Below are 22,804 nucleotides of genomic sequence, written 5' to 3'. Positions count from 1 at the left end.
TAAATTTAGTTTGGAATCGAGAAAAACACCCTATTCATCAATGATGGGGGCTTAGCTCAGCTGGGAGAGCATCTGCCTTGCACGCAGAAGGTCATCGGTTCGAATCCGATAGCCTCCATTTTTTTTAATTGACATATAAAAAAAATCAAGTTTCGTTTCAAATTAGATGAATATTCACAGATTTAAGAAGATTCTAAAAGAAGTTCTAATAAGATCCTGCACAACAGAGCAATTAACGTATATAGGAAGAGAAGCCGATCCAAATTTCAATTTACGAGAACAATCTGGATATGGTCCTCATGTAGTAATCCCAAAACAAGTAGCAGCAGACATTGTTTTAGAATATTTTGATAGTGAATATGAAATCCTCAACTTTGTTTCTACCTTACTTCAATATGAAGGGAAAGGGATCAGCGGTGGAGCTTATTCTTTAAGGGAAAAACACAAAATCCATAAATTTTTAGAAGAAGAAGGTTTATACTATGATGAAAATCTAAGAAAATTCATTTCCATCAAAGATCGCAAAAAAGAAGACTGGGGAGTTTTAGAAGATGGCACAGAATATCGTTTGTCATTATTTGTGATCGATGTTGTATCGAGTTCAGAACTAATCAAAACTAACGTCAAAATTGACATAGAAAATACGTTGATCCAGTTTCATAATTTTGTTCAAAATATCATAGAACTTTATGATGGAAGGATTTGGCAGTGGCATGGTGATGGTGGATTGATTGCTTTCTTACATGAAAGCGGGATATCAAAAGCCATACGAGCTGGGCTACAAATCATTTATCAATTGCCTATTTTTAATCTGACTAAAAACCAACTTCGATGGGAAAACCAAATTTCTGTTCGTATTGCAATCCATTTTGGCTCTGCTATTTATCGAAAAAACTTAGAACTAACAACAAGCGAAGATATAGAACTGACAAAATACTTAGAGCATTATTATGGTTCATTGAATGCTATCATAATAACTGAGAGTGCGTTCAACTTAGCTGAGAATGAATTAAAAAAATTTTTCAAACTTACAGATTTAAGTTATAAAAATCAAGCTTTATGGATTACAAAATTAATTTGAGAGATGAATATGAATGTCTATATTTTTGATTACGATTTAGCAATTCATGACTTTTATCGAAACTTTTTTAAAAATGAATTTCGCAATGTTTTGCTAAAATTTTTTTTCAATAAAGAAACACTTTTGAATGAAATCAATGTAAATCCTCCTGACTTGATTATTTTAGAATGCGACATAGAAAATCCTTTTGATCTTTTTGAAAATCTTCGAAAAAAAAACTTGCTGTTTATTGTTGTCTCAAGGCTCTTCTCAGAAAGGATCATAGTTGAATCCCTGAAAAGTGGTGCTTACGATTATATATACAAATCCAATCTTAAATATGACTATCTTAAATTTGTATTAGCAAGGGCATTTTTAGATCTTCCACGTTGGAAGAAAATACTCAATTTTGCCGAAAACACAGAATATTTACCCGAATTCAATAACTACAACTCGAAGCTAAAACAAATAACATTCGATTCCCGTTTTTACGAAAAATGGAGTCTACCTTTACCAAAATTTTACGAAGGCAATTCTTATGTTCTTAATTTTTTAACAGTTCGCCTTCCTTTCTCTTACAATGCAAGTTTATTCCTAACCACAGAAGAGGAATTTCAAAAGCTTCATCAAAATTTTTTATTTGAATTTGCAGAAATCTGTAAAAACTTCAACTCCGAGGTTTGGATTAAAAAAAACGACTCATTTACATCCGTCTATCACAAAGATAATTATTTAGAACCTATCCTTACGTTTCTTCACATCTATGCCAAATTTATTGATATTTTGAGCAAAAATGAAATTGAAAAATTACGTCTCATATGTGCCATCGAGCAGGGAAGTGTTACTTATACAGAAAAAAAAGAAAACATCTATTGCGAAGCCATCAATCTTACTTATCATATCGTCGAGAAATTCGAAAGCACTTATAAATTATACATAACCCAAACCATCTATGATGGACTAAATCAAAGAGCAAAACAATACTTCTTCAAAGAAAGTCAAATGTTTGAAGGAAGAATCATTTATCATTTTGATTACATTTCATAAAAGAATTAAAAAAAATTCCAAAATTTACTTCTCTGTAAAGAAGGTTTAAAATTTTTTGTATTTTTGTATTGATGAAACAGATATAAAAGCAAATTAATATGTCCAAATTCGAGGAAAAAACTAGTGATTATGCAGTAGATTACGATTGGAATAAGGCTGTTGAAAAAATCAATTTCGCTTTTCAACCAATTGTGGATTTGAGAGCGAAAAGAATTTTTGGTTTTGAGGCTTTATTGAGAAACTACCAAGAAGCTGGATTTCAGAGCATTTTTCAATTTTTTGATGTAGCCTTCCAAGAAAAAGTTCTTTATGGTATTGATCTCCTTTTGAGGGAAAAATTACTCTCTTTGTTCGTTCAGTTTCCTGATTACCGAAAGCGCAGACTTTTTTACAATATAGATAACCGAATTTTGGAAATGCCTAACTTTGAGTCTGGAAACACAGTAAAACTTTTGAAAAAATATAATCTACCTAACTCGACTCTTATTTTTGAAATTTCAGAAAGGTTTCCTTTTCATTCCTACGAAAACTTGTCTAAAATTATTTATAACTATAAAAACCAGGAGTTTAAGATTGCGATTGATGATTTTGGGATTGGTTATTCAAGTCTGAAGTTAATTTACTCAGCTGAACCAGAGATCCTAAAGTTGGATCGTTTCTTTGTTTCAAATATCCATAAGGATCTTAGAAAAAAACTATTTGTAGAACAAATCGTTCATTTAGCTCACCTCATAGGTGGACGTGTAATAGCAGAAGGAGTTGAAACCAAAGAAGAACTAATTACTTGTATGAAAATTGGAATCGATCTAGCACAAGGACATTATATTGCACCTCCTTTTTTTATTGAAGAATATAATGAAATTTTGCCAACAATAGAAGCTCTTTTTCACGAAATCAATGTTCTTTATGATCCTTTTATTACTGATAATGAATTCCTCATAAAGGAAATCCATATAGAAGCAATACCTCCCATCAAAAACACATCAAGAAAAGATGAAGTTCTAGAACATTTACAAAATTATTCGAAATACTCCCTCTTTCCTGTTGTAAATGAGCATGATGAACCAGAAGGTATACTTTACGAAAAAGAATTGAAAAGACACTTTTTATCTACAGATAACTTTTCTCATCATACTCTAAAAGAACTAATGAAAAAGACGTATGTATTAGATTCTAAAATTGATTTATTTCAATTTTTAGAAACGCTAAGTCTAGATGAAGACCTACAAGATCAAAACTTTTTTGAAATCATCATAACAGAAAATGGAGTCTACAAAGGGGTCATCACTGCAGAAAATCTTCTGAAGTACGTATTTCGAAAACAACTCCTTGTTGCTAAAGAAACCAATCCATTGACTCAGCTCCCAGGAAGTAGTGCAATTAAAAGATTTATTAACACTCACAAAAATTTTATAGATGTCATGAGTATTGCTTATATAGATATTCAAAATTTCAAAAATTTCAATGAAGCTTTTGGTTTCGATGAAAGCGATAAACTCATTTCTTATTTGGGCACTCTTCTAAAAAACACCTTTAGAGATAAACATGTCTACTTTCTTGGACACATTGAAAGTGATGATTTTATCGTATTTACTAAATACAAATCCTTTTTCCACATTTTGAAATCTCTAAGAAAAATTCAAAAAGAGTTTGATAAGCATATAAAAAATTCATTACCAAAAGAAATCATACACAATGGTTTCTTCACTTATACAAATCGTTTCGGATTTTTACAAAAATCAGAACTTCCAAAATTATCAGTGGGTGTTTTGTATTTTCAAAACCAAAAAGAACTACCTGTTGATGAACTTTTTCTAATGATTAATGATTTAAAATACCAATCCAAAGATCAAACACAAAGAAGTATTTTCTATAAAGTCTATTAATTTCTGATTAAAGATTTAAAATTTGCTTTAAATTCAAACCTCTTTTTAAAAAACCGAAAAACATAAATAATGAGTTTACTACAACAGAAGGTTTTAGTTGTAGATCGAGGTAGTAAAAATTATAAAGGAATTTTGATTGAGTTTAGCTGGGGAAATTTTAAAATTCTTCAGAAAGAAATCTTGCCCTTTCAAAATGAGATTGCATCAATTAACGAAGAACACCAAAAACCTATTTGGGAATACAACCTCATTCGCTATCTGGAAACTTTGTTTCCTCAAGAGAAAGAGCTAATTCTGTTACTCAATGAGGAAGAAGTTTTCGTTCGAAAACTTACAATTCCCGCAGAGAAAGAAGAAGTAGTACTTCAAGTTTTAGAAAATGAAATCGAGGCTTATATTCCAGTAGCTTTGGAAGAGGTTCAAGTTTTAGGTATCACTACAAAAATAGAAAAAGACGAAGCAAAGGTTTTAGGTTTCGCTGTAAAAAACGAAATCATTGAGTCATACATAAACTCAATGCATTCTATTGGTATAAATCCCAAGATGCTGGGTTTGGAAAGCTTAGCCTTATCAAGTGCTTTGGAACTCCTAATCGATAAAGATTACACAAGAAAAACGATTTTACAATTAGATATTGGTTATTCGAAAACAATTATAAATATTCTCGATAATGGTAAACTTTCATATACAAGGCAAATTCCTTTTGGTGTGAGAAGTCTGTTGAATGTGCTTGAACCCCATTTTGAAAAACAACCAAATGAAGTAGAAAAATTCCTTTTTGAAAATTTCGATAAACTTATCAATAAAGAATCTATTGAAGAAATAAAGAGCCAAAAAGATATCGAAGAAATTCAAAAAAATCTCTACGAAGAATGGGATTTTTTTATTCAAGAAGTCAAAAGAACTCTCTATGCAGCTGAAGTAGAATTGATTTCATATTCTTATCTTTCGGGAGGTGGTTCTCTTATTCAAGGTATTCAAGAAATCTTAGAACGGGATTTGAACATCCAAATGCGTAGATACCAAATCACCTTAGGTGATGATCCCATTGAAACTTGGATAATTGCCATCGGGGGATTTCTTCACTTTCGAAAGAGCCAAAGCCAAAAGGAAAAAATTGATTTTTTAAACACACCCTTAGGAAAAAGTCTTAAAAAAGGGGAAATACGCATAGAGGTGTTTTACCTTCCCATATCATTTTTTGGAATAGCAATTATTATTTTTTTGATTTCGTTTATTTTGAAGATACTTTTGGATCAACGTCAATCGAGGTTCTATGAGAGTCAGATTCGAGAAGTAGCTCAGACTATCCCTGATGTGGGAAATGTTCCCAATCCCGTTCAGCGGGCAAAAAAGGTCTGCGAAGAAAAACTAAATTACTGGAAAAATATAACGATTGGTATCAAATTTTTAGAAATAATAAAAGAAATCGAGAATCATATGCTTTCTCCTGAGATAGCTCGATTGGAATTCAAAAGTCTTCGTTACACTGAAGATCAAATTAACTTAGAACTTATAGTTGACAACATAGCAAATGTAGTAAAAGTTCAAGAAGAACTTCAGAAAAGTAGGATGTTTTCCATGGTAGAGGTAGTAAGAAGAGATTTGATCGCTGGACAGAAGGTTCGATTAGAATTGAGTCTTAAAATCAAACAACAAGACACGAAATTAGAAATAGACTGTAAATAAAAATGTGGAATAGACTCAGTCCGCGAGAAAAGTTATTACTTGTTATCGTTGTAATTATTCTTTTCATTCTGGGACTGGCATTTGTTTTTCAAATCATAATCAAAAAACAACAAGAAATTGAAAGCAGCATTGAAAAAAAAAGAAAGGATTTACAAACTTTAGTAAGGCTAAAAAACCAAATCTCAGCTATTCCCAAAATTCCTGATATTCCCGATAAAAATGAACTTTTAACTATCATTACTCAAAAGCTTCAAGAAAAACAAATCACTCCCAATAGCATTCGGGACCGAGAAGAAAAAACAGGAAAAACAAAAACCAAAACCATTTTTGTTGATATGAGTTTCAATGGTATTGCCCTTCCGCCTTTCTGGGAGTTTCTTTATGAAATAGAATACCAACAAAGAGGAGTCAAAATCAAGGAATTAGTGATAAGAAAACCTTTACCGGGAAGAGATATCTTTGATGTTCGCCTCACCCTATATGTAGAAAAAATGGAGTGAATTGATGGAACAAACTGAACAAATAGAACAAAAAGAAGAAGAAACTCCCCCCGAAGAAGAACTAAAAGAAGTTCGTATCACCACTACTCAGAAGTTCATTTTGATTTTTGTAGGTGTTTTTTCTTTTTTGGTTTTTACGTTGTTGCTTCTTCCTTATTCTGCTTTGATTCGATATGCTTTATTAACATTTATCAAGGAAATAAAAATTGATTACGTAGAATTAAAGCTGGGGATTTTTTCTCCTATTGTATTGAAGGACTTTTATATTACTAATGAAAAAAACTTTACTTTAACTGGAGATGAAGCACAACTCAAGTTAAATATTTGGAAACTTCTTGGTAAAAAAATCCAAGGCAATCTTTTAGTTCAAAATGGTCAAATCAAGATAGAAAATATAGAACTCAACTTAAAAAACGCAAGGATTCAAGCACTTTTCGAAAACTCCTTTGATGAACCCCTCAACCAGTGGAAAGGAAGTATAGAAGCCAAAACAAGGGAAATCCAATTCAAAGAACTCATGGGGCAATTCAAAAATCTACCCATTCCTGATGAACAAAAAGTATTCAGAAATGTTAACCTTCAAATCAAAATGGACAAAGGAAGTTTTTCTATCCCGAAATCGAATATCGATAATCCTTTATTCAAAATTAGCCTCCAAGGAAGTGGCAATCTTGCGAATGACTTGGCAAATAGTATAATAGATGCAAGAATTTGTTTAAATCCAAACCCTAACTTAGAAGAAATTAATCCCTCTATTTATGGTTTTTATCTTACTTTGGGGGGAAGTATGGGGGGTGAGTGGTGTGCTAAAATTCAAGGAACTATTTCCAATCCAAAATTACAAAATTGATTTATGAAAATATTTTATAAATTTTTTATAGTAATTTATTTATCCTTAAGCTTTTCTTTGGATTCGCAATCACCGATAAGATATGCTATTTACGGAATCATTCCAGGGTTAGGACAGGCTTTATTGGGGAATTATCTTGATGCTGCAATTCAATTTACTTTATTTGGAGGATTTCTTTACGGTGCAAGGGAAATGGCAAAACGAAAAGACTATGTTGTTGATAGTTATATTGATTTTGATTTAAAAGAAGCAATTTATTCTGATTACTATCGAAGATATATACTTCCTAATATTTATCCACCCACAAATCCAAGAATAGCCATTTTACGAAAAAATCTTCAATTGCTCAAGGATGGAAAATGGTTCGAAATCAATCCTTTAATTGAATATGGTAATTATGAGAGGAAAACCTATGCAAGCACAGGCAGTGAATTGTTATTTCAGTCGGCTCAGCATGTTTGGTTCTATTCTATATATTCCTCATATCGTGACGCTGGAGGAATAGGAAGTTATCATAAAGAAAACTATTTGGATTTGGTGGTCGCACCTTTCCAATGGCGATACTTGAATAATTTTTATTTTTGGATTCCTATTGGAGTATTGGGTTCAATCATTGCCTATAATACCACAAATCCCCCGAAAAATCCAACATACACACTTCTATACCCCGGGATGAAGAAAAACGGATACATGAATTTTTATTCTACGGTTTTGAGTTTTAATGCTGCCGTAAGTGAAGAAGCTTTTTTTCGTGGGTTTCTCAATCACTACATTATCCAAGAAACGAATTTTGAAGTCGGCTTAGTAAGTTCTTCCCTTATTTTTGGTTTAGCTCATTATTACAACGGTATTGGAAATGTATTTGTTGCCACGATTATGGGGGTTTATTTAGGATACCTTCATTACAAGAATAACTGGGATTTTCGTCAATCTATAGCAATTCATTTTTGGTGGAACATGCTCATACTCCTTAATCAAATTCGTTATATGAAAGAAGATAGAAACGTTTTGCGAGAAGAAAGGGATGTTTACTTTATGCCTGTTTATTATCAAGTGAAATTTTGAGCTCATGAAAAAATTCATGATTTTGTTCTTTTCTTTTGGTTTTAGTTTTTGTCTTGATGTTGATACAAATGTTATTTCACAAAAGAAAGCTTACGAAGAGTTTTTGATTGCATACCTTTACAAAGCGAGTATTTGCCAAACTGAACCGGGTTATTTTTTGATCTTACCAGAAAAAGTTCCTCGAAGATGGTTTGAATCCTGTTTATTTACCATCATTCGTTCGGAATGTCCTTTTGTTGATTATCCATTGATTTGTGGCAAAATCTACGAAAAACCTTACGAATAGCCAAAAAATGCTTCTTTATAATTGACATATTTATAATTTAAGATATATTATGTAATTTGAACCATACCACATCAAGTTCCAGGGGGTGCTCCATACTCTTTTGCTATGGGGCTGAGATTATACCCTTTGAACCTGATGCAGGTAATGCTGCCGTAGGGAGTGGAACTATGAACAAACCCATCACCAAAAAATTTGAAATCACAAGAGAACCGTTTCCTAATTCCAGAAAAATTTATGTTTCAGGATCACGTGAAGACATCAAAGTAGGGATGCGAGAGATACAGCTCTCACCCACAAGAACAAGAGAAGGAAAGCTAATTCCCAATGAGTCTGTCATTGTGTACGATACTTCTGGTCCTTACACCGATCCAGTAATCGAGATTGACATTAACAAGGGACTTCCTGAACTTCGAGAAAGGTGGATAGAAGAAAGAAACGATACAGAGATTATACGATATGACGGGGTACTACGAAAACGAAGGATTCGTAAAGCCAAAAAAGGCATGAATGTAACTCAAATGCACTATGCAAGAAAAGGTATCATAACCCCTGAAATGGAATACATTGCCATTCGCGAAAATATGGCAAGGGAGCTTCTTTGGGAAAAATTTGGATACAACCCCAAAATCCTTCCATCTGGATTGCCTGAATACGTCACCCCTGAGTTTGTAAGAAAGGAAGTAGCAGCAGGACGCGCCATCATCCCTGCCAACATCAATCATCCCGAAACTGAACCCATGATTATTGGAAGAAATTTCCTAGTAAAAATCAATGCAAACATTGGGAACTCAGCCATTCGTTCCTCCATTGAAGAAGAGGTAGAAAAGTTGGTTTGGGCAATCCGATGGGGAGCTGATACAGTGATGGATTTATCAACAGGAAAAAATATCTACGAAACACGAGAGTGGATTCTTCGAAATTCACCTGTTCCGATTGGAACTGTGCCTATCTATCAAGCATTAGAAAAAGTCGGAGGAATCCCCGAAGAACTAAGTTGGGAGGTTTTTCGAGATACTCTTATTGAACAAGCAGAACAAGGAGTGGATTACTTTACCATTCATGCAGGCGTTCTTTTACGCTACATTCCTTTGACAATGAATCGTATGACGGGTATTGTTTCTCGGGGTGGTTCTATCATTGCGAAGTGGTGTTTGGCTCATCATAAAGAGAATTTCCTATATACTCACTTTGAAGAAATCTGCGAAATCCTCAAAACTTATGATGTGGCAATTTCTTTAGGAGATGGTTTACGTCCCGGAAGTATTTATGATGCCAATGACGAAGCTCAATTTGCTGAACTCAAAACATTAGGAGAATTAACGAGAATTGCATGGAAACACGATGTGCAAGTCATGATCGAAGGACCAGGTCACATTCCGCTTCACTTAATAGAAGAAAATATGAGAAGAGAAGAAGAAGAATGTTTCCATGCGCCTTTTTATACCTTAGGTCCTTTAGTAATTGATATTGCTCCCGGGTATGATCACATTGCTTCTGCGATTGGAGCTGCCAACATAGGAGCTATGGGAACCGCCATGCTTTGCTATGTGACTCCAAAAGAACACTTAGGATTACCGAACAAAGAAGATGTGAAACAAGGTGTGATTGCTTATAAAATCGCTGCTCATGCCGCTGACATTGCAAAGGGACATAAACAAGCTATCTTGAGGGATCATGCTATATCAAAAGCAAGGTTTGAATTTCGTTGGAATGATCAGTTCAATCTTTCGCTTGATCCTTACACTGCCAGAGAATACCATGATGAATCTCTACCAGCGGAGGGGGCAAAATTGGCTCATTTTTGTTCCATGTGTGGACCCAAGTTTTGCTCAATGAAAATCACAGAAGAACTCAGAGAATATGCCAAAGAAAAAAACCTCACAGAATTAGAAGCCATCGAAGAAGGCATGAAAGAAAAAGCCGAAGAATTTCTCAAAAAAGGACAAGAAATCTACGTGTAAACACATTCGAATAAAGTTTTTTCTCAACAAAACAAAAGTTTGAGTAAAATGATTTTACATTAACTCAAACTTTTTTTTTGCTTCGAAAACCCGACTCCTTCAACCCATCAGAATGAAACCTACAAGTGTGTATTGTAGAAACTTATTGATTTGACATGAGAGATTTTTCTTTTTTTAAGTTAAAAAAATGAAATCTAACTTCAAAGAAAAATTCAACAACGTTATTGACTCTAAAATTTCTTTTGTCAAAAAATCATAGAACAAGCCAAGGCAAAATCTATGGAAACCTTAGAAACCAAACAAGAATCTAGGAAAGAACGTAAAAGCGACATCATACACCTGCATGAAATTGCTCAAGACTTCATCAAAGTCACAGACACGGTTGCAAGGGGTATATACGAGCTCTCCGGGAAAGGACAAAAAGAGAAGGCAGACCAAATCGCAGCTCAAATCATGGAAGAAACCTTAAATTCCCTTCCCTACAAAATACAAGTTTTGATAGGGGAAGGAGAAAAAGATCACTCAGGCTACGGTGGACATAGGAAAATACTAGGAATTCCCTACAAAGAAATGTTGGATTTAGAAGCCGTGATTGATCCTTTAGAATGCACCTCAAATTTTGCAAAGGGTTTGCCTGATTCCATGTCGGTTCTACTTATCGCCGAGAAAGATACCATACAAGCTGTCCCAAAAACATACATGAAGCAACTACTTTTACCTAAAGAAGTAAGGGATTTGGGGAAACTTTTATTCATGGAGGATAAATTCCAAGAATTAGATACAGAACACCAAGAACTGATAAAAAAATATTTCTATATCGATATCGATAAAGAGGGAACTTCTAAAATTCACATCAAAAAAGAACTTTTAGATGCTGATCCAAAAGAGATACTCATGTTAACTGCGTTGGCGTTACATCGAGACATTTCTGATCTTACTGTGGTTGTGCAGGATCGTCCTCGACACAGCGAATTGATTGATAGGATTCGTGAGCTCGGAGCTGGGGTTGCCTTGATTGACTCAGGGAGTATATCAGCATCAGCAGAAATCATAGTCCGAAAAGAAGGAAGGATGAATTTACTGATAGGAATTTATGGAGCTCCAGAAGGATTAATTCAAGCCTTTATGGCAAAATCCACTCACTCCATTTTTTTGGGAAGAATCCAACCCCATAATGAAAAAACAGAAATAGAAGCCGAAGAGTTAGGAATTTTAAATCAAACCTTAAACGAAGATGAGTGGATAAAAGGAGAAGCCATCCTCATTATGACGGGGATACATTCTTCGATTTGGTTGCCTGGCATAAGAAAGGTCCCAAAAAAGAAAGTCAATCAAAAACAAGTATCCAATAGATCTTCTGGTCTTCCGGAAGCTCCCAAAGGGAAAAATCATCGGCTTATGGTTTCAACGGTTATATGGACCATCAATAACGTCATGCTCGTGGAATTAGAAGACGGCGATTTTCGAAGAAAAGAAATCATTTTTCAATGATACAATCACTTTTGAAAAAACTTTTGGATTTTGCTTCTTCTTCGATGTTTCAAGCCCTTGTCTTATTTTTTTCCCGTTCTTTTCATTCACTTTCGTCATTGATATTTTCTTTTATAGTAGGAAGGCTTCTCACCATTGAAGAACATGGACTTTATAGCCAGTATTTAGCAAGGATGGTGATTTTCCAAGCAATACTGGAGACGGGTTTACAATATTCCCTCATACGATACTTATCTCCAGCCATATCTGAGCAAAAAGAAAGCCAAATCCATCAACTCTTAGCAGCCTCAATTAAAATCAAAATTTATTCCTTCATAGTGGTTTTTGTTCTTGTGGTTTATTGGACCCTTGAGAATTTTCTTTATAACTTCTTTCACGTTTCATCAGGATTTTTCCCTTTGACTTCGACACCGTATCAGATCACGAATGCTTGGTTAGTGTTTTTGTCAGCACTGGGAATGTCGTTTTTTTCGTATTTTGATGCGTTGTTAGTCTCCCACAAAAACTACAGAACCCTTTCTTTTTGGATACCTTTGACGGGTCTATCAAGAATACTTTTACTTTTTTTGTTTTTCTTTTGGAATCAAGGGTATTTGGAGATCAAGCATGTGCTTTTTAGCTTCATGGCTGGGACGTTTTTCCCGTGGTTATTCTATTTTCTTTTCTTTGATGCAAAAAAATTCTTTTTTCCAGTTCAAAAGATCAAAATCCAATTCTGGACCAGAAAACTAATTAGATACAATCTTTGGATTTTGTTTGCTTCGTTTTTTGCAATGCTCTCTGATTGGATGGAAATTTTGATGCTGACTCAAGTTCGAGATGCAGGATTGTTTAATGCTGCAAGAACCCCCACACAAGGAATTGTGATTTTGCTTTCAACCATGCAATCGATAATGCTTCCCACTATGAGTCGATTTCAAAATCCTGATGAATATAAGCAATATTTTAAAAAAATTTATAAATATGTATTACTATTATTTTTTCTCTTGCTTCCTCTTGTATATGTTGGCGAGTGGTTTATTACTCTTTGGTATGGAGATGAATACTACCAAGCTGTAAATGTTTTTTGGGTGATCTATCCTTCTTTTCTTCTTCGCTTGTTTTTTGCTCCTTTAGGAACAGCTTTATTTTCTTTGGATCAAACTGTTTTGATTGCCATCGAAGCATTTTTGAGGATGCTTGGAAGTTTTTTGTTCAATTGGATACTCATACCTCAATTTGGAATCATGGGTGCTGCTTATTCTACATTGTTTTCCCAATTCTTTGGGTGGTTTTTTTTGATTTTTTTATTTACTCACTATTTCAAAAAAGGAAAATTTCCTGAGTTCATGGAAAAGATAAAAACCATATGATTGACTCTCGTCCATCCCAAGTTGATCCGTTGTATAACAAATTTCAAAACAAGAATTTTTTAGAAAGGGTGTTTTTCGCTTTTTTGGCTACGTACTTTCGCAGATTTCTTCAAAAAGAAGCTTATCTTAGAAACTCAATCCTTTTGATTGTTGTTTTAGTGTTTCTTATTCCGCTTTTGGTGGCATTTTCGTTTGCCGATCCATTTCTCGTTTGGTTTGTAGAAGACTACGAAAAACCTTCCATCATTTATGGCTACAATAGTAAAGGAGAAGTTGTTCCCATAGCTGAGTTTTATTCCCAAAATCGAAAGATCATCGAACTCACAGAAGATGATTTTGAAAATCTCAATGTAGTAAAAACCTTCATAGCCGCGGAAGACATCCGATTTCGTGAGCACTTCGGAATCGACATACCCGGTATCATACGAGCTCTGATCATCAACCTCATAGCTGGAGAAATCAAAGAGGGAGCTTCTACTCTGACTCAACAAACAGCTAGGTTACGTTTTTTGAGCCGAGAACGAACCATCATTCGCAAACTACGAGAAGTAAGTCTTTCGTTTTTTTTAGAACTCAAATACCCAAAATACAAAATCTTAGAAATCTACTTTAACGAAGTTCCTCTGGGTCACGGAACTTTAGGTATTGAGTCAGCCTCTCAGTTTTACTTTAACAAAAATTTTCGGGAGCTCACCATTGGTGAGGCATCGGTGTTATCTTCGTTGACCACCAGTCCTAATAACTACAGCCCATTGAAGAACCCGATGAAGTCCATTTCGAAAATGCAGGTCACTTTTAAGCGACTTGTAGAAAATGGCGAAATTTCTATCAGAGATGCTGAAAGAGAATACAAAAACATTGTTCAAAATTACATCCTGACGTTGAATCGTTATCCTGATGAGAGCTCTTTTACGAAGCGATTGGATTTGTTTCCTTACGCCTCAAACTATGTGCTTACTTTACTACCAAGTGAAATCAAAAATAACCTCAATACGGGAGGATATCGCATCTACACAACATTAAACGTAGAAAAGCAAATCGCAGCAGAAAAGGCATTACAGGGTTGGCTCAAACAACTCAACGAAATCCGAAATCCCCATCGAAAACCTTTCACTCAATACGAAATTTTCGATGAACGTTATCAAGAAATCTATCCTCTCTTAAAGCAACTCTTTGGCATTGCAGATTTTAAATTTCGTATTAGCAAAAAACAAAGGGATTTTGAACAAAAATATCTAAAAGAAAACAAAGAAGACTTGATTTTACTGAATTATCTATTTGGAGAACGAAATATCGTGAATGCATTAGAAAACAAATTAAAAGAAAGCATTGATACTCAAACCCTCAAACCAGAAATCATCGAAGGTGCTTTGATTTCCATCAATCCCAACAATGGAAAGATAGAAGCAGTCGTAGGGGGTTCAAAATTTATACCCGCAAACCAGCTCTTACGTTTTTTGTCAAAACGACAGCCCGGCAGTGCGTTAAAGCCTTTAATTTACGCATCAGCCATGGAATATTCTTATCGAAATCCTGAGGACAAAGAAAGAAACTTCACGGCTGCTACAGTTTTAGATGATAGTCCCATCACTTTCATCGATTCGGATCTGTCGGAATACGAACCTGATAATTTTGGTGGAACGTTTCAAGGTCCTATGCGTATTCGAGAAGCACTGGTTCAATCCAAAAACACGATTGCTGTGCAGAGCTACATCAAAATGGGACCAGACGTCATCAATGGGTATTTAGAAAAACTCCTACAACTCCCGAAAGGAAAACTACCACGAGAAGCAGCGATTGCTCTGGGCTCCTATGATGTATCACCCTTGCAACTTGCTACTGCTTACACTGTTTTTCCACGAAATGGAAGCATGATCACCCCCTTCTTTATCGAAAAGATCACAGTGGAAAAAAACAAAGAAGTAAAGTTAGTTTACCAAGCTCCACCCCCTGAGGTGATAAACATTTTTTCTCCAGAAACTATGTTTATTTTGAAAGATATTTTGAAAGAAGCCGTTCAAAAAGGAACAGGAAGAGCTGCATATATCCCTAATGTTCCTGTTTATGGTAAAACTGGAACATCAAATCGATTTACGAATGCTTGGTTTGTAGGTATGACGCCTGATAGCGTCACGGTGATTTATATTGGATATGATAATAACAAATCTTTGGGTCAGGGTTCTACTGGAGGAAGCTTAGCAGCACCTGTTTGGAGGAACTTTTTCGTTAATTATATCAATCAAACGAAGTTCCCGAAGTACGAAAACGAACCTATTCCCAATAACGTGATTAAAAAATCTGTTTGCTCGTTAACAGGAAAAAATCCGACAAAACATTGTGATACCATTGAAGAATACTTCATCATTGGAACTGAACCAAAAGAAATCTGTGAGGTTCATTCATCTAACTTAAAAGAAATGAAAAATCCCATTACAGAAATCCCCAAATTGGATTTGAAAATTGAGTTAGAATGATATGAAGTATTGTAGCAATTGTGGACATCCTGTTATTCGAATGACTCCCCCCGGTGATCACGTTGAAAGATACGTTTGTTTGAACTGTAATACCATACATTACGAAAATCCCAAGATTATCGTTGGAACCATTCCCATTTATGAAGAGAAAATTTTGCTTTGTAAAAGAGCAATTGATCCTCAATTTGGCAAATGGACCATACCAGCAGGATTCTTAGAACTTGGAGAAACCGTCGAAGAAGGAGCTCTTCGAGAGACCCTTGAAGAAGCAAATGCCCGAGTTGAGATCATAAAACTCCAAGCAGTTTATAGTATTCCTAAAATTAGCCAAGTTTATTTACTTTTTTTGGCAAGACTACTAGATTTGGATTTTCATCCCGGACCTGAGACTTTAATTACACAACTTTTTTCTATTGATGAGATCCCGTGGGATGAAATCGCATTTACATCAGTTAAGTATGCTTTAAAAACCTACATCGAGGATAAAAAAAAGAGTCGACTTGATTATACCCACTTGGGAATTTACCCCAATCATTCATGAATTCTTTTGACATTTTCGAGTTTGATCGAACTATTCGAAAGGAAAGTGTTTCGATTTCCTTACCACAAGATCATCAACACGATGAGATTTCTGAAGATAAATTTTATATTGTCCAAAATAAAAAAGAACTCCATCAAGCAATGAATTCACTGATAGCTCATCGTATACGCTTACATTACGTATATCACAAATTATCGAGTTTATCGAATTCGAGGACTCGATTGCTTCCTCATCAAATCGAAGCTACTCATCGAGTAATACACGCATACAAACCTAGATTTCTTCTCGCTGATGAAGTAGGATTAGGAAAAACAATCGAAGCAGGTCTGATTTTAAAAGAATTAATATTTAGGAAAAATTACAAAAATTTTTTAATAGTTGTGCCAGCACCCCTACAAATCCAATGGCAACAAGAACTCAAAAATAAATTCAATGAAGATTTTGTTATTATCAATAGTAAAAACTTTAGAGATATTTTATCTAAAAAAATTTACAAAATCATAACATCAATAGATTTTATAAAAAATCCAAAGTATTATGAAACTCTATTGAAAATAAAGTGGGATTTGATTATTTTCGATGAAGCTCATAGACTCCGAAGGGATTATAACAAAATCACTCAAGCATACTCTTTTGCAGAGAAAATCTCGAAGACTACGGAGGGTATATTGCTCTTGAGTGCTACACCCTTTCGTGGAAAACTAGAAGAACTTTATTATCTAATAAAGCTAATTGATCCACATCTTCTTGGTCCGGAACATTCTTTTTTTCAAGAATATATAATCTCATCACGTCAAGGAGAGAATATCTCTCATCTTCGTTCTAAGATCGAGAAAATTCTAATTCGAAGGAGAAAAACCGAAGTAGGGGGATTTACGAAAAGGATAGTAAAAACCGTCAAGCTTGATCTTTCTCAAGAAGAAAGGCTTTTCTATGACGAAGTAACGGAATACGTAAAAAAAGAATACAATCTTTCTAAGGAACAACAAAATCGAGCAATTGGCTTTATCATGATTGTTTTTCAAAAATTGTTAGATTCTTCTACAAAAGCCCTGGTGAAGGCTTTAGAAAAGAGAAGGTTTTTGTTAGAAACAAGAATCTATCAAAATCATCGTAAACAAATTGAAGAAGATTGGGATTGGGAAGAGCAAATAGAATACAACGAAAACGAAGATGAACTAGTTGAAAACCTAAGTTATTTTGATCAAAATTCCTATTCCCTCCAAAATCTAAGAAAAGAAATCCTCACGCTATCACGCTTGATTTCGATTGGAAAGAAAATCAAGTTTGATACAAAAGTACAGAAGCTAAAAGAAACAATTGACTTCTTGAAAAAGAATGGTTACAAAAAGTTCGTAATTTTCACCCAATTTCGAACCACACAAGAATATTTGTTAGAGATGTTAAGTTCTTATCGATGTAATATTTTTCATGGGAGTTTAAATCAACAACAAAAAGAAAAAGAAATTCAGGAATTCAAAGAAAAAGGGGAAATTTTGATTTCTACCGAAGCAGGTGGAGAAGGTAGAAATCTTCAGTTTGCAAATGTTTTGATCAATTATGATCTTCCATGGTCACCCCTCAAAATGGAACAAAGGATTGGAAGGATACATCGTTTCGGGCAGAAAAGCGATGTTTTGATTTTGAATTTCTCCACAAGGAATACGGTAGCAGAAAAGGTGCTACATATCTTAGAAAATAAAATTCGGATATTTGAAGAATCCATTGGACCTTCAGATATCCTTCTGGGAACAATCGAAGAAGAAATCAATTTACCTCAATTAGTTATGGATTTTGTCTCGGGGAAAATCCATCAAAAGGAACTTGAGGAAAAAATCGAAAGTCAAATCGAAACCATCAAAAAATCTTACCAACTTCTATCTGAGCTCATATCCCCCAAAGTGATGGATTTTAATTTTGCGGATTACTATAAAATCACAAACCAAGAGAGAGAAGTAGATAACCTTCACATTGAGAAGCTAACAAATCATTATTTATCTGAGAATCCATCCTCATGGAAATTAGAAAAGTTCCAAACAATCAAGAAGCCGAATAAACAGAAAGTTCATATCTATAAGATTCCGAGTCAAGAAAAACTGGCTATCTTTGATGCAGAAATTGCTTTGGAGAATGAACAATTTGAATTTTTGGCGGTTGGACATCCCCTTGTGGATGAAGCTTTAAATTTTTATTTGAATCACCCTCACAAACATGCTATTATCAAACTTCAAGCAGAAACCTTACAAAAAAAAGGGATATTCATTGTTTTTTTGATTACTTATAAAAACAAAGATGTTGTTCTAAGAAAAGAGTTGCTATCGGTTGTTAGTTCTTCAAAAACAAAAAAAGGAGATCATTTTTCGCTTCAAAAAAAATTGGAGCTCGAAGATTTATTTTTGAAAGACTTTGCCAAAAAGTCATATTCTTTTCACCCCATCACAAAATCCGAAAAGGAAAAGCTGATAGGCATTTCTATAAGAGCCAAAGAGTGGCTACAAAAAACCTTACAAGAAGAAAATCCCACTTGGATCGAAGAATTCAAAGACCTGTACAAAAAAGAACAATACAAAATAGAAATTAGTTATGGAAAGAAAATACGAAGTTTAGAAGAAAAAAAGGACATTGAAAAACTCAGATATAAACTCAATCCCACATCCGAACGAAAAGCCGTATTAACAAGAACTGAAAACGCTATCCTTCAAACGAAACTAGAACTCCAACAAAAATTGAATGAACTTAACCAATCTAATTATATACAAACTCAAGTAGAGATCTTCCAAATCTATTGGATCCTTTAAGATTAGATGAGCACAAAAAATATTTGTAAAACTAATCAATTTGTCATACTTAGATAATAAAAAAAATGAATGAAAAAAAATTATTATTAGAAGGCATAAGAGTCTTAGATTTTAGCACGTTGCTTCCTGGTCCTTTGTGCACGTTGTATTTGTCAGAACTTGGGGCTGAAGTCATAAAAGTGGAACATCCTGTCGCTTTTGATGGGACAAGAAAATTGGGAACTACTTTTTCTAATTCGAATCAAAACACTTACTTTTATCTTTTGAATCGAAATAAGAAATCCTTAGCCATCAATTATAAACGAGCTGAAGGAGTAGAAATCCTAAAAAAACTTCTTCCCAAGGTGGATATTCTTGTTGAGGGATTTCGTCCTGGTATGATGGAAAAGATTGGTCTTGGGTATGAAGAAGCTGCAAAAATCAATCCTAAAATTATCTACGTTTCGATTTCTGGTTTTGGAGCTACAAGCATCTATAAAGATTATGCAGGGCATGATGCGAATTACTTGGCAATATCAGGAGTTTTAGATTTGCTTAGTGAAACCAGACCTACTCTTCCTGCCGTTCAAATTGCTGATGTAATGGGAAGTTATAGCGCTTTGGCTCAGATAGGTTTTGCGTTGTATCATCGTGAACGAACAGGTCAAGGGAGCTTTATCGATGTGAGTATAACGAATTCAACATTGCCTGTTGCTATGCTTGCTATTGGGGATCTTTTGGGAAGCAAAACCTATGATAAAAACAAAACACCCTTAGCGGGATTGCTTCCTAATTATCAAGTCTATGAATGTAAAGATAAACGATATATAGTCGTTGCTGCTTTAGAACCTATGTTCCTTCAAGTTTTTTTAAGACTGATTCAAAGAGAAGATTTATGGGAATTAACGATTAATGGTAATTATGAATATGTCAAAAGGGAATTACAAAAATATTTTATCAACAAAACCTATAAAGACTTAGATTTTCTTTTTCAAAATCCGAATAGTTGTGTCTTTCCAATTTTAAAACTTCATGAAGTGATGGAACATCCTCACTTTATACAAACTCAGATGTTCGTTGAAATTAATGACAAAGAAATAGGAATCCTCAAACTTCCAAGAATTCCCTTTCGGTTTTCGAATCTCGAAACAAAAACTCACTCACCACCACCAAAATTAGGACAACATACAGAAGAAATTTTGAAAGAACTCAACATTAGCAAAGAAAAAATGGCGAATTTAGAAAAACAAAAAATCATTTTGAGAAACAAAGAATAGGCATTGATTATCTTTTAAAAAACCAAAAAACAATCTTTTTATGTGTATTGACTAAAATAACTTAAATAAAAATTTATCAAAATCTTTATGATTTTAAATAAATTTTACGGAAGCTTTTATGGAAAGAGATACTGTTTATATAAATATTGATCAAGAACTTTTGGATGAAATTTATTATCTTATTGAAAACGATAATCAAGAAATCTTAAAAAACATTCTTTTTGATTTAGAAGCAGCAGATATTGCATTGATTTTAACTTATATCGAAGATGTCCATAAGCAAAATTATATATATAGTTTAGTTCCTGAACAAAAGAGACCCGAAGTATTCTTAAAAACATCAATTGATGTTAAAAAAAAGCTCATACCTTATTTGAAGCAAGAAGAACTCATATACATTTTAGAAGAGCTCGAAACAGATGACGCAGTTGACTTATTGTTAGAATTACCCAAAGATATACAAAAGGTATTACTCCAGAGTATTACTGAAGAAAGGAGAAACATCCTGACAAAACTCTTGGGTTATGAAGAAGATACGGCTGGCGGTATTATGTCAGCGGATCTTCTTTCAGTTAAAGAAAATGATACCGTGAAGAGAGCTCTTTCAAAATTAAAAAAAATGATACGAGAAGGTTATGATATACACAATACTTTTGTCGTAGATGATGAAGGTCGCCTCATTGGGGTTGTGTCTATTTATGAACTTTTGGTTCATAGTGAGAATAAACGTATCAAAAAGATCATGAGAAAGCCTGAGTTTATCATCACACCTGATATGGATCAAGAGGAAATAGCTCAAATTTTTAAAAAATACGATGTTTACTCTTTGCCTGTTGTGGATGTCCAAGGAAAACTCATCGGTAGAATTACAGTGGATGATATTGTCGAAGTAATGGAAGAAGAACACAATGAAGATATTGCAAAAATGGTGGGAACTGATGCAGAAGAAATGTATAATCGTTCTCCTGTGAAAATTGCCCTTATGCGAGCTCCATGGGTTCTGATGACTTTAGCGGTAGAGTTCATTGGAGGAATTGTTATCCATCATTATGATGATGTTTTGCAAAAAATCATTTTGCTTGCTTCGTTTATGCCCATCATATCGGCAATATCGGGAAATACTGGTTTACAATCAGCAGCAGTGATCATACGAGCTTTAGCAACAGGTCATGCCAAATTAGAAGAATGGTGGAAACCCATCATCCGCCAATTAACGGTAACCTTGATCCTAGGTTCTTTACTGGGAATTGTAATTGGGTTCATTGGAGGGATATGGCATCAAACGGTGAAATTTGGTGTTGTTGTGGGAATTTCTATGTTTATTGCAGTGAATCTTTCTGGTTTTGTAGGAACTGTTACACCGATGATCTCTAAAAGATTTGGTATTGACCCGGCAATCACAGCAGGACCTTTTGAGACAGCATTCCAAGACGTTGTAGGAATCACAATCTTTCTTACTTTAGCGAAGATTTTTTTTGAATATTTTTGATCACGCTCCAATTAAAGGGCGGCGGTTCCGAATACTCAAGCTCAATGTGTATTTGTCAGAAAACTCTAAAGAGGATCCCGTGAGAACTCCATGCGATAACCGAGTAAACTTCACGGGATATTTTTTAAAACTTCTTACAATGTAGTCGGCTGTAGCATCCCCTTCAAGAGTAGGGTTTGTTGCAATAAAACATTCTTTAATGACTCCTAATTGCAAGCGAGCTTCCAGTTCTTTGAAACGTAAATCTTCTATACCAACTCCATCAATGGGAGATAACGCCCCCATCAATACATGATAATAACCACGAAATTCACCAGTGTTTTCGATCAGAAATATATCTGATGGTTCCTCTACAACACAAAGTAATTCTGCATTTCGTGTTGGATCACTACAAATGTCGCAAATCTCAGATGTAGTAAATCCTCCACAAGTTTTACAAAAATGAATCCTTTCAACTAATTGTTTTATGTTTTGGCTAAGTTCATGGGCTAATTGCTTATCAGATTTCAGTAGAAAAAATGCAATCCGCCTCGCACTCTTTTCCCCAATCCCAGGAAGTTTGGTAAAGGACCTTATGAAAGAGTCTAGTTCTTTAAAATACATTATTTTAAAAGTTGTTGAAGTTTGTCGAATCCCCCTGTTTTTTTCATTTCTTTTTCTACTCTTCTTTTGCTTTTTTCGATTGCACCATTAATGGCAATGGTAATCCATTTTTGTTGCTTCTCTCGATCTGTTTCTTGGAAAAATTTATCGTTTAAAATTACATTGACTACCTTTCCTTCACCGTTGACAGTTACTTGAACTGCTCCTTTGCCAGCTTCTTCTGTTACTTCAATTTCTCGAAGGATTTCTTGAAGTTTTTCAGCTTCTTCTTTGAGTTCTTTGATTTCATTTAGATTTTTTAATTTATCGAATATTCCCATAAAAACAAGAAAACTCGCATTCAATGTCATTCAATTCATTTTTAATGTAATACAGCTTTTTCATAACGAAACAATTTAAAAAAATAGTTGTCGACGAAATTATCTAATTCAAATTAGACATGAGGTAGTGATTGGA

General features: G+C 34.3%; 18 protein-coding genes, 1 tRNA gene and 1 riboswitch. Of the genes, 17 read left to right on the top strand and 2 right to left on the bottom strand.

Going from position 1 to position 22,804, the window contains the following annotated elements; translation table 11 throughout:
• Window positions 1-45 precede the first annotated feature (45 nt).
• The 17 genes from NZ853_01910 (at window position 46) to mgtE (ending at window position 21,745) form a co-directional block, all read left to right on the top strand.
• A tRNA-Ala gene (locus NZ853_01910) sits at window positions 46-118 on the top strand.
• Between the two features lie 48 nt (window positions 119-166).
• Window positions 167-1,081 (top strand): hypothetical protein, encoded by a 915-nt coding sequence (locus NZ853_01905; GenBank protein ID MCS7204431.1) that lies wholly within the window; start codon window positions 167-169, stop codon window positions 1,079-1,081.
• A 9-nt stretch (window positions 1,082-1,090) separates the two neighbouring features.
• Window positions 1,091-2,107 (top strand): response regulator, encoded by a 1,017-nt coding sequence (locus tag NZ853_01900; GenBank protein ID MCS7204430.1) that lies wholly within the window; start codon window positions 1,091-1,093, stop codon window positions 2,105-2,107.
• 98 nt (window positions 2,108-2,205) lie between these two features.
• Window positions 2,206-3,993 (top strand): GGDEF domain-containing protein, encoded by a 1,788-nt coding sequence (locus NZ853_01895; GenBank protein ID MCS7204429.1) that lies wholly within the window; start codon window positions 2,206-2,208, stop codon window positions 3,991-3,993.
• 69 nt (window positions 3,994-4,062) lie between these two features.
• Entirely contained in the window at window positions 4,063-5,682 is a 1,620-nt protein-coding gene (pilM, locus tag NZ853_01890; GenBank protein ID MCS7204428.1) for a pilus assembly protein PilM, read from the top strand.
• Between the two features lie 2 nt (window positions 5,683-5,684).
• Window positions 5,685-6,182, top strand: coding sequence for a type II secretion system protein GspM (gene gspM, locus NZ853_01885; protein ID MCS7204427.1), 498 nt, complete (start codon window positions 5,685-5,687; stop codon window positions 6,180-6,182).
• A 4-nt stretch (window positions 6,183-6,186) separates the two neighbouring features.
• Window positions 6,187-7,032: a type II secretion system protein GspN gene (gspN, locus tag NZ853_01880; GenBank protein ID MCS7204426.1), complete on the top strand. Its 846-nt coding sequence runs from the start codon at window positions 6,187-6,189 to the stop codon at window positions 7,030-7,032.
• A 3-nt stretch (window positions 7,033-7,035) separates the two neighbouring features.
• Window positions 7,036-8,097 (top strand): CPBP family intramembrane metalloprotease, encoded by a 1,062-nt coding sequence (locus NZ853_01875; GenBank protein MCS7204425.1) that lies wholly within the window; start codon window positions 7,036-7,038, stop codon window positions 8,095-8,097.
• Window positions 8,098-8,101: 4 nt separating this feature from the next.
• Entirely contained in the window at window positions 8,102-8,383 is a 282-nt protein-coding gene (locus NZ853_01870) for a hypothetical protein (protein ID MCS7204424.1), read from the top strand.
• Window positions 8,384-8,454: 71 nt separating this feature from the next.
• Window positions 8,455-8,560: riboswitch (TPP riboswitch) on the top strand.
• Complete coding sequence (gene thiC / locus NZ853_01865; protein ID MCS7204423.1) at window positions 8,551-10,344, top strand: phosphomethylpyrimidine synthase ThiC; 1,794 nt, start codon at window positions 8,551-8,553, stop codon at window positions 10,342-10,344. It overlaps the preceding riboswitch by 10 nt.
• Window positions 10,345-10,623: 279 nt before the next feature.
• Complete coding sequence (locus NZ853_01860) at window positions 10,624-11,835, top strand: fructose-bisphosphatase class II (protein MCS7204422.1); 1,212 nt, start codon at window positions 10,624-10,626, stop codon at window positions 11,833-11,835.
• Window positions 11,832-13,187 carry an oligosaccharide flippase family protein gene (locus NZ853_01855; GenBank protein MCS7204421.1) on the top strand — a complete coding sequence of 452 codons (1,356 nt, stop codon included), beginning with the start codon at window positions 11,832-11,834 and terminating at the stop codon, window positions 13,185-13,187. The genes NZ853_01860 and NZ853_01855 overlap by 4 nt, the downstream gene beginning before the upstream one ends.
• Window positions 13,184-15,661, top strand: a complete 2,478-nt coding sequence (locus NZ853_01850; protein ID MCS7204420.1) for a transglycosylase domain-containing protein — start codon at window positions 13,184-13,186, stop codon at window positions 15,659-15,661. The genes NZ853_01855 and NZ853_01850 overlap by 4 nt, the downstream gene beginning before the upstream one ends.
• Window position 15,662: 1 nt before the next feature.
• Window positions 15,663-16,202 (top strand): NUDIX hydrolase, encoded by a 540-nt coding sequence (locus NZ853_01845; protein MCS7204419.1) that lies wholly within the window; start codon window positions 15,663-15,665, stop codon window positions 16,200-16,202.
• Complete coding sequence (locus NZ853_01840; GenBank protein MCS7204418.1) at window positions 16,199-19,000, top strand: SNF2-related protein; 2,802 nt, start codon at window positions 16,199-16,201, stop codon at window positions 18,998-19,000. The genes NZ853_01845 and NZ853_01840 overlap by 4 nt, the downstream gene beginning before the upstream one ends.
• A gap of 65 nt (window positions 19,001-19,065) precedes the next feature.
• Window positions 19,066-20,256 carry a CoA transferase gene (locus NZ853_01835; protein MCS7204417.1) on the top strand — a complete coding sequence of 397 codons (1,191 nt, stop codon included), beginning with the start codon at window positions 19,066-19,068 and terminating at the stop codon, window positions 20,254-20,256.
• A gap of 118 nt (window positions 20,257-20,374) precedes the next feature.
• The gene (gene mgtE / locus NZ853_01830) at window positions 20,375-21,745 is read left to right on the top strand and encodes a magnesium transporter (GenBank protein ID MCS7204416.1); all 1,371 of its coding nucleotides are present in this window, start codon (window positions 20,375-20,377) and stop codon (window positions 21,743-21,745) included.
• On the opposite strand, the gene recR is transcribed toward mgtE, so the two are convergent.
• Both recR and NZ853_01820 read right to left on the bottom strand, forming a co-directional pair.
• Complete coding sequence (gene recR / locus NZ853_01825; GenBank protein ID MCS7204415.1) at window positions 21,746-22,348, bottom strand: recombination mediator RecR; 603 nt, start codon at window positions 22,346-22,348, stop codon at window positions 21,746-21,748.
• Window positions 22,348-22,668: a YbaB/EbfC family nucleoid-associated protein gene (locus NZ853_01820; protein ID MCS7204414.1), complete on the bottom strand. Its 321-nt coding sequence runs from the start codon at window positions 22,666-22,668 to the stop codon at window positions 22,348-22,350. Before NZ853_01820 ends, recR begins: the two co-directional genes overlap by 1 nt.
• Window positions 22,669-22,804 lie beyond the last annotated feature (136 nt).

The organism is Leptospiraceae bacterium (assembly GCA_025059995.1).
Classification (GTDB): Bacteria; Spirochaetota; Leptospiria; order Leptospirales; family Leptonemataceae; genus SKYB61.
Note: the sequence above shows the minus strand (reverse complement) of the source record. Positions and strands in the feature narration are given on the sequence as shown.

Excerpts from the sequence above, each read along its gene's own strand:
- NZ853_01820 (MCS7204414.1), bottom strand. The coding sequence starts at position 22,668 with ATGGGAATATTCGATAAATTAAAAAATCTAAATGAAATCAAAGAACTC.
- NZ853_01845 (MCS7204419.1), top strand. The coding sequence starts at position 15,663 with ATGAAGTATTGTAGCAATTGTGGACATCCTGTTATTCGAATGACTCCC.
- recR (MCS7204415.1), bottom strand. The coding sequence starts at position 22,348 with ATGTATTTTAAAGAACTAGACTCTTTCATAAGGTCCTTTACCAAACTT.
- mgtE (MCS7204416.1), top strand. The coding sequence starts at position 20,375 with ATGGAAAGAGATACTGTTTATATAAATATTGATCAAGAACTTTTGGAT.
- NZ853_01875 (MCS7204425.1), top strand. The coding sequence starts at position 7,036 with ATGAAAATATTTTATAAATTTTTTATAGTAATTTATTTATCCTTAAGC.
- NZ853_01850 (MCS7204420.1), top strand. The coding sequence starts at position 13,184 with ATGATTGACTCTCGTCCATCCCAAGTTGATCCGTTGTATAACAAATTT.
- NZ853_01895 (MCS7204429.1), top strand. The coding sequence starts at position 2,206 with ATGTCCAAATTCGAGGAAAAAACTAGTGATTATGCAGTAGATTACGAT.
- NZ853_01900 (MCS7204430.1), top strand. The coding sequence starts at position 1,091 with ATGAATGTCTATATTTTTGATTACGATTTAGCAATTCATGACTTTTAT.
- NZ853_01870 (MCS7204424.1), top strand. The coding sequence starts at position 8,102 with ATGAAAAAATTCATGATTTTGTTCTTTTCTTTTGGTTTTAGTTTTTGT.
- gspN (MCS7204426.1), top strand. The coding sequence starts at position 6,187 with ATGGAACAAACTGAACAAATAGAACAAAAAGAAGAAGAAACTCCCCCC.
- gspM (MCS7204427.1), top strand. The coding sequence starts at position 5,685 with ATGTGGAATAGACTCAGTCCGCGAGAAAAGTTATTACTTGTTATCGTT.
- NZ853_01855 (MCS7204421.1), top strand. The coding sequence starts at position 11,832 with ATGATACAATCACTTTTGAAAAAACTTTTGGATTTTGCTTCTTCTTCG.
- pilM (MCS7204428.1), top strand. The coding sequence starts at position 4,063 with ATGAGTTTACTACAACAGAAGGTTTTAGTTGTAGATCGAGGTAGTAAA.
- thiC (MCS7204423.1), top strand. The coding sequence starts at position 8,551 with ATGAACAAACCCATCACCAAAAAATTTGAAATCACAAGAGAACCGTTT.
- NZ853_01840 (MCS7204418.1), top strand. The coding sequence starts at position 16,199 with ATGAATTCTTTTGACATTTTCGAGTTTGATCGAACTATTCGAAAGGAA.
- NZ853_01905 (MCS7204431.1), top strand. The coding sequence starts at position 167 with ATGAATATTCACAGATTTAAGAAGATTCTAAAAGAAGTTCTAATAAGA.
- NZ853_01860 (MCS7204422.1), top strand. The coding sequence starts at position 10,624 with ATGGAAACCTTAGAAACCAAACAAGAATCTAGGAAAGAACGTAAAAGC.
- NZ853_01835 (MCS7204417.1), top strand. The coding sequence starts at position 19,066 with ATGAATGAAAAAAAATTATTATTAGAAGGCATAAGAGTCTTAGATTTT.